The sequence below is a fragment of the Pseudomonas sp. R9.37 genome (assembly GCF_963878885.1).
GTDB lineage: Bacteria > Pseudomonadota > Gammaproteobacteria > Pseudomonadales > Pseudomonadaceae > Aquipseudomonas.
In genome coordinates, this window is the sequence record NZ_CAWNZA010000022.1 from 60,179 (window position 1) to 72,581 (window position 12,403).

The 12,403-nt window shown below is 57.5% G+C and carries 15 protein-coding genes and 4 tRNA genes; 12 read left to right on the plus strand and 7 right to left on the minus strand.

All coding sequences use genetic code 11. The features are described from left to right. The first annotated feature begins 39 nt into the window (after nucleotides 1-39). The 5 genes from csrA (at nucleotide 40) to mgtE (ending at nucleotide 2,497) form a co-directional block, all read left to right on the plus strand. Nucleotides 40-228 (plus strand): carbon storage regulator CsrA, encoded by a 189-nt coding sequence (gene csrA, locus AACU78_RS12415; protein ID WP_003175645.1) that lies wholly within the window; start codon nucleotides 40-42, stop codon nucleotides 226-228. A gap of 62 nt (nucleotides 229-290) precedes the next feature. After that, nucleotides 291-381 (plus strand) — tRNA-Ser (locus tag AACU78_RS12420). 108 nt (nucleotides 382-489) lie between these two features. Beyond that, a tRNA-Arg gene (locus tag AACU78_RS12425) sits at nucleotides 490-566 on the plus strand. 72 nt (nucleotides 567-638) lie between these two features. Beyond that, a tRNA-Arg gene (locus AACU78_RS12430) sits at nucleotides 639-715 on the plus strand. 339 nt (nucleotides 716-1,054) lie between these two features. Continuing rightward, entirely contained in the window at nucleotides 1,055-2,497 is a 1,443-nt protein-coding gene (gene mgtE, locus AACU78_RS12435; protein ID WP_053257609.1) for a magnesium transporter, read from the plus strand. A 116-nt stretch (nucleotides 2,498-2,613) separates the two neighbouring features. Here mgtE and AACU78_RS12440 read toward each other — a convergent pair whose 3' ends face one another. The 3 genes from AACU78_RS12440 to AACU78_RS12450 form a co-directional block, all read right to left on the minus strand. Beyond that, entirely contained in the window at nucleotides 2,614-2,940 is a 327-nt protein-coding gene (locus AACU78_RS12440) for an Arc family DNA-binding protein (protein WP_003193592.1), read from the minus strand. A 391-nt stretch (nucleotides 2,941-3,331) separates the two neighbouring features. Further along, nucleotides 3,332-3,511 carry a PA3371 family protein gene (locus tag AACU78_RS12445; protein WP_106576125.1) on the minus strand — a complete coding sequence of 60 codons (180 nt, stop codon included), beginning with the start codon at nucleotides 3,509-3,511 and terminating at the stop codon, nucleotides 3,332-3,334. A gap of 10 nt (nucleotides 3,512-3,521) precedes the next feature. Continuing rightward, a complete protein-coding gene (locus AACU78_RS12450) occupies nucleotides 3,522-3,749 on the minus strand; it encodes a hypothetical protein (protein ID WP_106576126.1) in 228 nt (75 codons plus the stop codon). A 327-nt stretch (nucleotides 3,750-4,076) separates the two neighbouring features. Between AACU78_RS12450 and AACU78_RS12455 the strand changes: the two genes are divergently transcribed. Both AACU78_RS12455 and AACU78_RS12460 read left to right on the plus strand, forming a co-directional pair. After that, nucleotides 4,077-4,153 (plus strand) — tRNA-Arg (locus tag AACU78_RS12455). Between the two features lie 280 nt (nucleotides 4,154-4,433). Next, complete coding sequence (locus AACU78_RS12460) at nucleotides 4,434-5,819, plus strand: MFS transporter (protein ID WP_106576127.1); 1,386 nt, start codon at nucleotides 4,434-4,436, stop codon at nucleotides 5,817-5,819. Between the two features lie 61 nt (nucleotides 5,820-5,880). Here AACU78_RS12460 and AACU78_RS12465 read toward each other — a convergent pair whose 3' ends face one another. The 4 genes from AACU78_RS12465 to flgA all read right to left on the minus strand — a co-directional run bounded on the left by AACU78_RS12465 (nucleotide 5,881) and on the right by flgA (nucleotide 8,470). Beyond that, nucleotides 5,881-6,630: a flagellar brake protein gene (locus tag AACU78_RS12465; protein WP_106576128.1), complete on the minus strand. Its 750-nt coding sequence runs from the start codon at nucleotides 6,628-6,630 to the stop codon at nucleotides 5,881-5,883. 96 nt (nucleotides 6,631-6,726) lie between these two features. After that, nucleotides 6,727-7,197, minus strand: coding sequence for a flagella synthesis protein FlgN (locus AACU78_RS12470; RefSeq protein ID WP_106576129.1), 471 nt, complete (start codon nucleotides 7,195-7,197; stop codon nucleotides 6,727-6,729). Nucleotides 7,198-7,245: 48 nt separating this feature from the next. Continuing rightward, nucleotides 7,246-7,569 carry a flagellar biosynthesis anti-sigma factor FlgM gene (gene flgM, locus AACU78_RS12475; protein ID WP_106576130.1) on the minus strand — a complete coding sequence of 108 codons (324 nt, stop codon included), beginning with the start codon at nucleotides 7,567-7,569 and terminating at the stop codon, nucleotides 7,246-7,248. 142 nt (nucleotides 7,570-7,711) lie between these two features. Beyond that, entirely contained in the window at nucleotides 7,712-8,470 is a 759-nt protein-coding gene (gene flgA / locus AACU78_RS12480) for a flagellar basal body P-ring formation chaperone FlgA (protein WP_106576131.1), read from the minus strand. 81 nt (nucleotides 8,471-8,551) lie between these two features. On the opposite strand from flgA, the gene AACU78_RS12485 reads away from it, so the two are divergent. From AACU78_RS12485 to flgD, 5 genes are all read left to right on the plus strand, one after another. Then, nucleotides 8,552-9,484 (plus strand): chemotaxis protein CheV, encoded by a 933-nt coding sequence (locus AACU78_RS12485; RefSeq protein ID WP_106576132.1) that lies wholly within the window; start codon nucleotides 8,552-8,554, stop codon nucleotides 9,482-9,484. 43 nt (nucleotides 9,485-9,527) lie between these two features. Then, nucleotides 9,528-10,355: a protein-glutamate O-methyltransferase CheR gene (gene cheR, locus AACU78_RS12490; RefSeq protein WP_106576133.1), complete on the plus strand. Its 828-nt coding sequence runs from the start codon at nucleotides 9,528-9,530 to the stop codon at nucleotides 10,353-10,355. Nucleotides 10,356-10,787: 432 nt separating this feature from the next. Further along, nucleotides 10,788-11,195, plus strand: a complete 408-nt coding sequence (flgB, locus tag AACU78_RS12495) for a flagellar basal body rod protein FlgB (protein ID WP_010208346.1) — start codon at nucleotides 10,788-10,790, stop codon at nucleotides 11,193-11,195. A gap of 3 nt (nucleotides 11,196-11,198) precedes the next feature. After that, on the plus strand, nucleotides 11,199-11,651 hold the full coding sequence (flgC, locus tag AACU78_RS12500) for a flagellar basal body rod protein FlgC (protein ID WP_106576134.1): 453 nt from the start codon (nucleotides 11,199-11,201) through the stop codon (nucleotides 11,649-11,651). A gap of 16 nt (nucleotides 11,652-11,667) precedes the next feature. Continuing rightward, a complete protein-coding gene (flgD, locus tag AACU78_RS12505) occupies nucleotides 11,668-12,402 on the plus strand; it encodes a flagellar hook assembly protein FlgD (RefSeq protein WP_106576135.1) in 735 nt (244 codons plus the stop codon). The last annotated feature ends 1 nt before the right edge of the window (nucleotide 12,403 follow it).

A 12,403-nucleotide genomic window follows, 5' to 3' on the forward strand; every position in this document is an offset into this window, starting at 1 on the left:
GACTGTTGTTCCTGAACTGAAATGCGTGAGGAGAAAGGTATGCTGATTCTGACTCGTCGGTGCGCAGAAAGCCTGATTATCGGTGATGGCGAAATCACCGTGACCGTGCTCGGCGTCAAAGGCAATCAAGTACGTATCGGGGTTAACGCTCCGAAAGAGGTAGCGGTCCACCGCGAGGAAATTTACCTGCGGATCAAGAAAGAGAAGGACGAAGAACCAAGCCTTTAATTTTTATCGTTTTTTATGTTTGCAAACGGGGATGAACGTGGTTAATATACGCCCCGTGTTGCGGAGAGCTGGCCGAGTGGCCGAAGGCGCTCCCCTGCTAAGGGAGTACACCTCAAAAGGGTGTCGGGGGTTCGAATCCCCCGTTCTCCGCCATTATTTGCTTAGTACGTTGCAATCTGGTTTTTTCGGTAAGTTGTTGAAATTACTCGAAAAAATAGCTTTACATAGAGATTGAACGGCCTATAATGCGCGGCAACAAATGCACTCGTAGCTCAGCTGGATAGAGTACTCGGCTACGAACCGAGCGGTCACAGGTTCGAATCCTGTCGAGTGCACCATTTAAGAGTCAGTTGCAGCAATGCAGGTGACTCGGCTTCAACCAGTTGTGATCTGGTCTAAAAACACAATCTGCACTCGTAGCTCAGCTGGATAGAGTACTCGGCTACGAACCGAGCGGTCACAGGTTCGAATCCTGTCGAGTGCACCATACAAACAAAAAGCCCGCCTAGTGCGGGCTTTTTGCCGTCTGGGGTTTGTGTGGGATTTTATCTTTTTCTCCTGCGCCATGTGTTTTCCTTATCCGCCGTGTCGTCGCAGTTCATAGATGCAGCCAATGCTCAGCTTTGGCTCGCAAGCGCTTGTTCTTTCCAGTTTTTTAACGTTTAAACCGGACGCACGGTGTATCATTGCGCCCGTCAGCCCCGCCGGGGCTTGTGGAATACCTCCATGGACTTACCCAGTAGTTACTTAGTGCCCCGTTTTACCAATCATGAATTGACTGATTGATCCTTCCGGCGTGCCCCGCTGCTGGGAGTGGAGTTCGCCTATGACCGAAGTAGAAGTAAAGAAAACACAAGACAGCCTGCAGGATCGCCTGGCTCAAGTTATTGAGCTGCTGCAGCGCCAGCGCGTGGTCGAAGACCTCACGCACCGCCAGGAAGGTCCGCATCACGACCGCGTCGAAAACCTGGTGCACCGGCAGAACCTCGTCGAGCTGCAACGCAAGCTCGATGACCTGCACTCCGCCGACGTTGCTTATATCCTCGAAGCCTTGCCGCTGGATGATCGACTGACCCTCTGGCAGTTGGTCAAGGCCGACCGCGACGGCGATATTCTCCTCGAGGTATCCGACTCGGTCCGTGAAACCCTGATCGCCGACATGGACGATCATGAGCTCCTGGCTGCAGCCAAGGAGATGGACGCCGACGAACTGGCCGACCTGGCCCCTGAGCTGCCCCGTGATGTTGTCCATGAGCTGATGGAAGCGCTCGACAGCCAGCAGCGTGAGCGTGTGCGCTCCGCGCTGTCCTACGACGAGGACCAGGTCGGCGCGTTGATGGACTTCGAGATGGTCACCATCCGCGAAGACGTCAGCCTGGAAGTAGTACTGCGTTATCTGCGTCGCCTGAAAGAGTTGCCCGGTCACACCGACAAATTGTTTGTGGTTGACTACGAAGGCATCCTCAAGGGCGTGCTGCCAATCAAGCGTCTGCTGGTAAATGATCCGGACAAGAAAGTTGCGGATTTGATGGCCAGCGACACCGTGAGCTTTCACCCGGATGAGGATGCCTACGAAGCGGCGCAGGCGTTTGAGCGTTACGACTTGATCTCGGCGCCGGTGGTCGACAAGAACGGCAAGCTGATTGGCCGTTTGACCATCGACGAAATGGTCGACCTGATTCGTGAAGAGAGTGAAACCGAAGTCCTCAACATGGCCGGTTTGCGTGAAGAGGAAGACATTTTTGCGTCGGTCTGGCGCTCTCTGCATAACCGTTGGGCCTGGCTGGCGATCAACCTGATCACAGCCTTCATCGCCTCGCGCGTGATCGGGCTGTTCGAAGGTTCGATCGAGAAGCTGGTGGCCTTGGCGGCGCTGATGCCGATTGTGGCGGGTATCGGCGGCAACTCCGGTAACCAGACGATCACGATGATTGTGCGCGCGATGGCATTGGACCAAGTGAGTACGGCGAATTCCTCGCGACTGTTGCGCAAAGAGTTGGCCGTGGGCCTGATTAATGGCCTGGTGTGGGGTGGCGTGATCGGCGTGGTGGCTTACTTGCTGTATGGCAGTTGGTCGCTTGGCGTCGTGATGACCGCCGCGATGACCCTCAACCTGCTACTGGCGGCGTTGATGGGGGTGTTGATCCCCATGACCCTGGCGCGCCTTGGGCGTGATCCGGCGATGGGTGCCAGTGTGATGATCACTGCCATGACCGACAGCGGCGGCTTCTTCATCTTCTTGGGCCTGGCGACGATCTTTCTACTCTGATCCCCCTCGGCGGGAGCACCTCTGCTCCCGCTTTGCTGTCTGTTCTCGACACTCCTTTATCAAATCGCAGGCAAAAAAAAGCCAGCACATGGCTGGCTTCGGCTTTCAACTGCAGATCAATTGGCTTCTGCGGCCGCCTCGACGTCGTGCGCAATAAGCGAGACGAGAGCATTTTGCTGGCGGTGGGAGAGCTGACGAAAACGCTGCAGCAGTTCGCGTTCGTGCAGTGACAGCTCGGGGCTGTCCAGGCGCATGCTCAACTCTTCGCCCAGCGCACCTTCCTGAATAAGGCTCTGTTCCAGGCGCGCGATGATTTCGGAGTTCATGCTGCGGTGATGATTGCGAGCCACCTCGGCAATGCGTTCCCGCATTCCGTCTGGCAGACGTACGACGAACTTGTCAGCCGTACGGCTGGAATAAATTGCCTGTTTCAATGGGCGCATATATTTAACCGGTTAGTTCAGGGGAGCGGTTTTTGGAATTGGCCGCAAGATGAGTGTTAAGACAAGGCTCACGACCAAAGTTCAACCCGAATTACAAAGAGGCCGCATCATGCCTCAGATTTGACAGTTCCTTGGCGTCAATTCTGTGACAAATATTGAACTGCCTAAAGGCTTTATGCCAGCACTCATTTGCATTTTTGCGGACTGGTTTGAAAACTTTTCAATGAGTAATTCCGCAAAGGAACTTCTCGCAAGTCCAGGCCGCGACGGGGTTTGAGGCCGCACATCCTATAGCAATATGGCCTTTTGCCCTCATGTTTAAGACTAGTGGCAATTTGCCGATTTACTAGCACGAGGCGACATAAGGTAGGGGGATAAGCAGGAGGAAGGATCAGCGCAAGACGGGGTCGAATTTGATTCTGCGGCCCACGATGAGCGTCAGCAGCAGCAGGCTTGCACATACACCGGCAGCAACAAAAGCAGTGGTCTGCGCATCTTGAGCATCGGCGCCAAGGCCTGCGATGCCGGTTGCAACGGTCAGGCACAAAAACAGCCAGGCAGATTTAGTCATTCACGATCCCTCAGAAAACCCAGTGTTCAGATGCTGGCGCGGCCTGACTGCCCTGGGTCAGGTGTACCGGCGATTGTGCGTTGGGCGTCATCACCGCCAATTGTGGGCGTTGTTGCAAGTGGTGCGGCACCGCCTGGCTGATCTGTGCAGGATCATTGCTGCCAGTCGATTGAAAATGGAAGGTCACCAGTGCAGCGAGGGCTACGGTGTTGAGGGCTAACAGAAGGGCACTGTTCATGGTCATGTTCTCCGCTTAACGCCGTGGCCGATTAGGTTTTGTAGGAGAAGTATTGCAGGTCTCGTGCCAAACTATTATTTCAATAAAATCAGTGCCTTAAGTCTACTTTAATGGCCCGTAAGGTTGCAATTTGCAATGCTGGCATTTTGGGGGAGTGCATTTTGCACGACGGAGGCTGATCCCCCGGTTTTACGGGCTCAGACGGCGCTCTGCAGAACAAGGACAGGCCTACGCGCAAAAAGCCAACGGACGACATGACAAAACCTACCTCGGCCGTTAACATGCACGCCGTCCGTCGCCGCGCCCCTGGTCCGGTGGCTGTCATTTGTCCCAGTAGCTCAATTGGATAGAGCATCCCCCTCCTAAGGGGAAGGTTGGCCGTTCGAACCGGCCCTGGGACACCAGATTCAGCACCTGTGAAAAAGCCCCGCCCAGAGCGCTCTGGCGGGGCTTTTTTGTGCGCGCTTGGTGAACACCGGTCGAACCTTGCCACCGTTGAGGGTTCACAGCTGGTGCGCGGTGTATTTATCGCAAACTGTGTACCTTGCACACGGCCAGGCAGCGTCTGAGCCATATGCAAAATATTCCCCGGATACAGCCGATATCGCCTGTCCGGACCCGGCAACCCCGGACTATCATGCCGATAGCCCTGACTCTCACTGCAAGGAGCCGCTCGGAACGCCGATGCGCCAGATCTGGAAATCTTTTCGAGCCCTTTATTTCGCCTCCTTGATGATGTTGATCGGGTCCGGCCTGCTCAGTACCTACCTTGCCTTGCGCCTGGCAGCCGACCACGTCGACAGCCTGTGGGTGGGTGCGCTGATGGCGGCTAACTACTTTGGCCTGGTGCTGGGCGGCAAGATCGGGCACCGCCTGATCGCTCGCGTCGGGCACATTCGCGCCTATGCCACCTGCGCCGGGATTGTCGGGGCGGCCGTTTTGGGCCATGGCCTGATCAACTGGCTGCCCGCCTGGATCGTACTGCGGATGATCGTGGGCCTGGGGATGATGTGCCAGTACATGGTCATCGAGAGCTGGCTCAATGAGCAGGCGGACGCCAAGCAGCGTGGCGTGGTGTTCAGCGGTTATATGATTGCCTCCTACCTTGGGCTGGTGCTGGGTCAACTGATCCTGGTGATGCACCCGGAACTCGGCCTCGAGCTGCTGATGTTGGTCGCGCTGTGCTTCGCCCTGTGCCTGGTGCCGGTCGCCATGACCCGGCGCATTCACCCGGCGCCTTTGCATCCTGCGCCAATGGAGCCGCGCTTCTTTATAAAGCGCGTGCCTCAGTCACTTAGTACCGTGCTGGGCGCGGGGCTGATCGTCGGTTCGTTCTATGGTCTGGCGCCGCTCTATGCTTCGCAGCAAGGCCTGACTACCGAGCAAGTGGGTCTGTTCATGGGTAGCTGCATTTTCGCCGGCCTGGTGGTGCAATGGCCTTTGGGCTGGCTGTCGGACCGTTATGACCGCGCCTTGCTGATTCGGTGTTTTGCCTTGTGCCTGGCAGTGGCGGCGTTGCCGCTGGCGCTGCTGACCAAGGTGCCTCTGGAAGTGCTGTTCGTGGCCGGGTTCTTGTGTTCCCTGGTGCAGTTCTGCCTTTATCCGTTGGCGGTGGCGTTTTCCAATGACCACGTCGAGGGAGATCGGCGAGTGTCGTTGACCGCGATGTTGCTGGTCACCTACGGCATCGGCGCCAGTGTCGGACCGTTGCTGGCGGGCGTGGTCATGAAGCTCTTCGGCAGCCATATGTTGTATGCGTTTTTCAGCCTGTGTGCGTTGATTCTGGTGTGGCGTATCCGGCCGAAGGCAGTGACCAACCTGCACCAAGTGGACGATGCGCCGCTGCACCACGTGGCGATGCCTGACAGCATGTCCAGCTCGCCCCTGGTGGCATGCCTGGATCCCCGGGTAGATGAGGCGGTGGTGCAGGAGCAGATGCAGACTACCGTGCCCGATCCTGAACCTGACGCTGATCCACAGCCGCCCGCAGACGAGCCAGCCTTCGAAGGCCCGCCGGAACCTCTGGGGCCGGAGGAGCATCCTCACGATTTGAGCAGGGCGCGCCCCTGAATGCAAAAACGGGCAGATCCCATCAGGATCTGCCCGTTTTTTTTGCCCCGATCGTTAACGCTTAGAGATCGTCGTCCTTGTCAAAGCGTCGCGCCTCGCGCTGCAGCTGGTACACAAACCGCTCCACCTGGCGCTGCACCAGCCCGCTCATGTTGTGAAAGCGCACGCCGGCGAAGGTGGTGTTGATCTTGTCTTCGAAGTGCAGGTAACGCAGCTCGACAGAGGTGGTCATGCTGCCAAAGGGCAGGGCGGCAATAAAACGGTCATAGACCTGGCCCAGTTGCAGGCGCTCGGAAATGTCGCCTTCAAAGCGCAATTTGCAGCCGGTGGCGGAAATATCCAGGAGCTTGCCGCTGATCGGCGCCTTGAGCTTCTCGCCGCCCAATTCGATGCTGACCAGTTGTGCCAGCTTCAACGCCGCGCGAAAGGCATTGCGGCGTTGGTGGTAGACCACCTCGTCGGGCATGCTGCCGGTGTAGATGCGGTGGCCGTCTTTTTCACTGATGGTCAGTGTGCCGTTGCTTTCCCAGGCGACGCGTACGCCATCGTGGAAGCCTTCGATGCGGAAAGGTTCGCCATTCTCGAGGTAGCGTTCACCGTCACGCGGAATCATTTCGTCCAGGATCAGCGTCTTGCTGTCCCGGTCAACGTCCACCAGGTAGCTCTGAAAGCGCTGGCTGCGTTCATGGAATGTAATGATCAGTGGATCATGGCTTTCTTGCAGCATCCGCAATGTGCTGGCGATTTCCAGAGGCGTGGCGAGCACCTTGGGTGGCTGCGGAGCATCTTCCGCATTAAGGGCGTTGAACACGGTTCTTCCATCTCCAGACAAAATACGACTACACGCAAGAACCGGCATTTTGCCAGCATGTAGCGCGCCTTGGATAGGGCGCGCTGTAAACCACTGTCAGGCTTGGCTGCGGGTGCTTGGCTTGACCAGGCGCGAGGTGGAACCCTGGGCGTTGTACAGCGCCGGGGGTTCTCCGCCGTGAAGTATGCGCAACTGATTGGCAGTCGTCGCTTGCTGCAGCTGGATCGACTGACCGTTGAGCAGGTTGGCTTCCTGGCACTGGGCAAGCAATTGATTAAGTGCGGTGCTCTGCGCCAGCAACTGATCGCCCACCGAAGAGTGGCTGGCCAGTTGTGCGAGACCGTCGTGATCAGCCGGGAGGCCCAGGCTGACAAGAATTTCGCTACGCTTTTTGCCATGCTGTTCAAGCAGCACAATCAGCGACTGCTTGCGCGCCAGGATTTCTTCCAGCAAGCGCATGTCCCGGCCGTACAGGGCCAGGGATTCTTCCTTTAGCAGCTCGAGCAGATGTTGCGTCGGCGCCAGATCATCAATGATCAGTTGAAGCAAATGTTCGTCGTGGTGCATGGCTGGCCTTGGGTTTTAAGCGTCCAAAAGCCCTGCGCAGGCCTTCGCCTAGCGCTCGGCTTCGAAGTTGAGCAGCTTGCTGGCTACACGGTTGCTGTCGACTTTATAGCTGCCATCGGCGATGGCCTGTTTCAACTCGGCCACACGGGCTTTATTGACAACCGGCTGGTCGCGCAGCGAGTCAGTGACCTTTTGCAACTGTTGAGCCTCATTGCTCAGGTGAACCGATTCCCCGCTCTGGCTGGCGCCGGCCTGTTCGGTCTTGGCGGGCGCTGGCTGGGCCTTGGCTTCTACGCTGTCCTTGGCACCGCTGGTGCGCGTATTGCCGGGCAATGCCGGGGTGTTATTCAAACGACTGAAATCGATGACCATGATAAAAAAACCTCTGGGTATTTGGACGCTTGCCATGTTTTCGGCCATACCCGGACAAACTTTAGGCTCGATTGACAATAAACCTGTACAGGTCGATATCCAACGCACAGTGTAGGAAAAGCTGGCGCTTGATACCAGTGATCTATAAAGCGACCTCGACTTGGCCTGGCGCCATCACCTGTGCCTTGATCACGCGATTGGAATTGAGGTTCTTGACCCGAATCTGTTCGCTCATGCCGCCATTGGACAGCGCCTCGCCCGGCATCTTTACCGTCAGCCCGCCGCTGCTGGCGGAAATCACCACCTGGTCGCCCTTGCGAATCACCTCGGCCTGTTCCAGATGCACCAGCGTAATCACTTGGTCGGTGACCATTGGTCGGGTAAGTTTTTGCCCGACGGCCTGGTCCACCGAGGTGAGATAACCCTGATTGATCGAGCTGATATCCCGTTCACGCAGCGCAACGTCTTCAAACCCGATGATGCCCGTCCGTTTGAGCGGACGTGTGACAACCACTACATCACGAAACAGTTTGACCTGCGCCGGGACGAACACGGTCCAGGGCGAGGCGCCGTCGCAGCGCACTTTGACCGTCACGCGGCCGATGGGCTGGGCGGGGCTTTCCAGCGTGGCTGTCAATTCTTTGTCGCACATGGGCATGCGCAGGCGCGGGTCCAGCGGGTTCACCTGAATTTCATAACGCCCCGGTGCCTGCGTGGTCGCCAGATAATCTTCTACAGTGAATTCAAGAAAGCCTTGAGTGACGCCGATAAGGAGATCAGGCAAGGTGACATTATCTGCACGGGCCGTGGTGCCTGCGCCCAAGGCAAGCAATGCCAGCCAGACGCAGACAACTCTGCGGTAGCGTGGGATGCGTCGGGAAACTGTCGTTTTAAGGTTCATAAATCAATAAATAGCAAAGCTCGTGCCGTTTAGTGTTGGGTACGCGTCGTACCCCTAAGGTTTTTGCGTAGGAGTCTGGGCATGGCAGGAGTAATGGATTCAGTAAACCAGCGCACACAGCTGGTAGGGCAGAATCGCCTGGAGTTGTTGCTTTTTCGCCTGGACGGCAAGCAGCTGTACGGCATCAACGTGTTTAAAGTGCGGGAAGTGCTGCAGTGTCCCAAGCTGACGATCATGCCCAAGTCCAGTCCGGTGGTGTGTGGCGTGGCCAACATTCGTGGTGCGACCATCCCCATTCTTGACCTGGCCTTGGCCACCGGCTCTGCGGGGCTGCAGGACCGCCAGAACCCGTTCGTGATCATTACCGAATACAACACCAAGACCCAGGGTTTCCTGGTGCGCTCGGTGGAACGCATCGTCAACATGAACTGGGAGGAAATCCACCCGCCGCCCAAGGGCACGGGGCGCGATCACTACCTGACGGCGGTGACTCGGGTCGATAACCAGTTGGTGGAAATCATCGACGTGGAGAAGATCCTCGCGGAAGTGGCACCGACCTCCGAATCGATTTCGGTGGGCGTCGTCGACGCCGAAACGGCGCACAAGGCGATCTCGCTGCGCGTGCTGACCGTGGACGACTCCTCGGTTGCGCGCAAACAGGTGAGCCGTTGCCTGCAAACCGTCGGCGTGGAAGTGGTGGCCCTCAACGACGGTCGCCAGGCCCTGGATTACCTGCGCAAGCTGGTGGACGAAGGCAAGAAGCCGGAAGAAGAATTTTTGATGATGATCTCCGACATCGAGATGCCGGAAATGGATGGCTACACGCTCACGGCCGAGATACGCAACGATCCACGCATGCAAAAACTGCACATCATCCTGCATACTTCGTTGTCGGGCGTATTCAATCAGGCGATGGTCAAGAAGGTCGGTGCCGATGACTTTCTGGCCAAATTCCGCCCTGATGACCTGGCATCCCGGGTAGTCGACCGGATCAAGGCAGCAGATCACGGCTAAGGGGAGTTCCCCTGGCGGTCACACGATTTAAGAGGCGGTATCATTGTCTACGGGTAATTTGGATTTCGAACAGTTCCGGGTCTTCCTGGAAAAAGCCTGTGGCATATTGCTCGGTGAAAACAAGCAGTACCTGGTATCCAGCCGTCTCAACAAACTGATGGAGCAGCAGGGCATCAGGTCCCTGGGCGAGTTGGTCCAGCGTATTCAGGGCCAGCCGCGCAGTGGGCTCAAGGAAATGGTGGTGGATGCCATGACCACCAACGAAACCCTGTGGTTTCGGGATACCTACCCCTTCGAAGTGCTCAAGAACAAAGTGCTGCCGGAGGCCATCAAGGCCAGTCCGGGCCAGCGCTTGCGTATCTGGTCGGCCGCTTGCTCCTCGGGGCAGGAACCGTACTCGATCTCGATGTCCATCGACGAGTTCGAGCGCACCAACATGGGCCAGTTGAAGGCCGGGGCGCAGATTGTCGCCACTGACTTGTCCGGCACCATGCTCACCAATTGCAAGACCGGTGAGTACGACAGTCTGGCCTTGGGCCGAGGTTTGTCTCAGGAGCGCCTGCAACGTTACTTCGACCCCAAAGGGGCGGGACGCTGGGCGGTCAAGGCACCGATCAAGAGCCGGGTAGAGTTTCGTTCGTTCAACCTGCTCGACAGCTACGCCAGCCTGGGCAAGTTCGACATGGTGTTCTGCCGCAACGTGCTGATCTATTTCTCGGCCGAAGTGAAGAAAGACATCCTGTTGCGCATCCACGGCACGCTCAAGCGTGGTGGGTACCTGTTCCTCGGTGCGTCCGAGGCGCTCAATGGGTTGCCGGACCATTACCAGATGGTGCAGTGCAGTCCCGGTATCATTTACCAGGCCAAGTGATCGGCCCATGAGCATTAAAAAACGGGAGGCCCCAAAAGCCTCCCGTTTTTCATGCGCGCGATTCGGCAGGCTTCATCTCGATGACTGCCTGAGCGTTGGCGTCGCCGAGCGTAACCAGGTGTTCAGCCGCAAAGCGCTTCGCCGAATCCTGTTCGAACCCAGGCGACGCAATGATCAGTGTTCAGGCCGCTGTATTGAAGGGCTGCCTGCTGAGCCTGGCGTTCAATCAGCCGTGTCACTACCGGCAGTCTGCATAAAAGCGGCAACCGGCATTGCCGCTTTACTGGCGCCACGCGGAAGGCCGTTGCCGCTTTTCTGGCATTGCCACCGGCAAACTCCCCGCAAACCCTTGAATTACGGGCCCCGATGGAATTGGCATGCGCCTTGCTATAACCCTGTTACGAAAAGCAGGTCAGCCTAAAGGTTTCCGCCATGAGCATCAGCTTCGATAAAGCGCTCGGTATCCACGAACAAGCCCTGGGCTTCCGCGCCCAGCGTGCCGAAGTCCTGGCCAACAACATTGCCAACGCCGACACCCCGAACTACAAGGCTCGGGACCTGGACTTCTCTGCCGTGCTCGCCGCACAGCAGGACAAGACCAAGAACGGCACCTTCGCCTTGAACATGACCAACAGCCGTCATATCGAAGCGCAAGGCTTGAGCAATGGTGACGAGTCGTTGCTGTATCGCACGCCGATGCAGCCATCGATCGACCAGAACACCGTCGACGCCCAGTTGGAGCAATCGGCCTACGCCGAAAACTCGGTGAACTTCCAGGCCAGCTTCACCCTGCTCAACAGCAAATTCAAAGGGCTGATGTCAGCCCTGCGTGGAGAGTAAGCCATGTCCTTAGCCAGTGTTTTCAATATTGCCGGCAGTGGCATGAGCGCGCAGACCACGCGCCTGAACACCGTCGCCAGTAACATCGCCAACGCCGAGACTGTGTCTTCGAGCATTGACCAGACCTACCGTGCCCGTCACCCGGTGTTCGCCACCATGTTTCAGGACGGCCAGAGTGGCCAAAGCGGTAGCGGCGACTCGCTGTTCCAGAACCAGGATGCCGCAGGCCAGGGCGTGCAGGTGCTTGGCGTGGTCGAAGACCAAAGCAATCTGGAAGCCCGCTACGAACCCAACCATCCCGCCGCGAACGAAAAGGGTTACGTGTACTACCCCAACGTCAACGTGGTCGAGGAAATGGCCGACATGATTTCCGCCAGCCGCTCGTTCCAAACCAACGCGGAAATGATGAACACCGCCAAAACCATGATGCAGAAGGTCCTGACCCTGGGTCAGTGATAAGGGGCGCCAAATAATGGCCATTGTTGATACCACTTCTACGACACCCAACACGCCGGTTCAGGACCTTTTCAACTCCAAGGTCAAGACCGCGACAGACAACAGCGGCCTCGCTTCGGCGGCCAGCGCGGCCACCGGTAACCAGGCGCTGGGTAAAGATGCATTCCTGCAGCTGCTGGTCACCCAGCTGAAAAACCAGAACCCGCTGTCGCCACAGGACAACGGTGCGTTTGTGGCCCAGCTGGCTCAGTTCAGCAGCCTGGAAGGCATCAACACCCTGAACGACTCGGTAAATGCGATCTCCAGCAACTTCAGTTCCTCGCAAGCGCTGCAGGCATCGTCGCTGGTCGGGCGTTCGATCATCACCCAGACCGACAAGGCCATGGTTGATACCAGCAAGAGCATGACCGGCTCGGTGGCGGTGACCGCGGCGACGGGCAACGTCTCCGTGAAGATCACCGACAAAGACGGCAACGTGGTCCGCACCCTCGACATGGGCGCCCAAAGCGCCGGTGATTCCAGCTTTATCTGGGATGGCAAGGACGACAAAGGCGAGGTCGCCCCCGCCGGGACTTATACCTTCGCGGCCAGCACCAAAAATGATACGGGCGACTCGGTTGCCTTGTTGACCTCGCTGCCGGCAACAGTGACCAGCGTGACGTTGAGCAAGACCGGCGGCGAAATGCTGCTCAACCTTGCCGGCGGCATGGGCAGCGTCAAGCTGTCGCAAATTCAGACTATCGGTACATAGA

What these genes read in the sequence shown, in the direction of transcription:
- csrA (WP_003175645.1), top strand. Translation starts at nt 40, where the DNA reads ATGCTGATTCTGACTCGTCGGTGCGCAGAAAGCCTGATTATCGGTGAT.
- mgtE (WP_053257609.1), top strand. Translation starts at nt 1,055, where the DNA reads ATGACCGAAGTAGAAGTAAAGAAAACACAAGACAGCCTGCAGGATCGC.
- AACU78_RS12440 (WP_003193592.1), bottom strand. Translation starts at nt 2,940, where the DNA reads ATGCGCCCATTGAAACAGGCAATTTATTCCAGCCGTACGGCTGACAAG.
- AACU78_RS12445 (WP_106576125.1), bottom strand. Translation starts at nt 3,511, where the DNA reads ATGACTAAATCTGCCTGGCTGTTTTTGTGCCTGACCGTTGCAACCGGC.
- AACU78_RS12450 (WP_106576126.1), bottom strand. Translation starts at nt 3,749, where the DNA reads ATGAACAGTGCCCTTCTGTTAGCCCTCAACACCGTAGCCCTCGCTGCA.
- AACU78_RS12460 (WP_106576127.1), top strand. Translation starts at nt 4,434, where the DNA reads ATGCGCCAGATCTGGAAATCTTTTCGAGCCCTTTATTTCGCCTCCTTG.
- AACU78_RS12470 (WP_106576129.1), bottom strand. Translation starts at nt 7,197, where the DNA reads ATGCACCACGACGAACATTTGCTTCAACTGATCATTGATGATCTGGCG.
- flgM (WP_106576130.1), bottom strand. Translation starts at nt 7,569, where the DNA reads ATGGTCATCGATTTCAGTCGTTTGAATAACACCCCGGCATTGCCCGGC.
- flgA (WP_106576131.1), bottom strand. Translation starts at nt 8,470, where the DNA reads ATGAACCTTAAAACGACAGTTTCCCGACGCATCCCACGCTACCGCAGA.
- AACU78_RS12485 (WP_106576132.1), top strand. Translation starts at nt 8,552, where the DNA reads ATGGCAGGAGTAATGGATTCAGTAAACCAGCGCACACAGCTGGTAGGG.
- flgB (WP_010208346.1), top strand. Translation starts at nt 10,788, where the DNA reads ATGAGCATCAGCTTCGATAAAGCGCTCGGTATCCACGAACAAGCCCTG.
- flgC (WP_106576134.1), top strand. Translation starts at nt 11,199, where the DNA reads ATGTCCTTAGCCAGTGTTTTCAATATTGCCGGCAGTGGCATGAGCGCG.
- flgD (WP_106576135.1), top strand. Translation starts at nt 11,668, where the DNA reads ATGGCCATTGTTGATACCACTTCTACGACACCCAACACGCCGGTTCAG.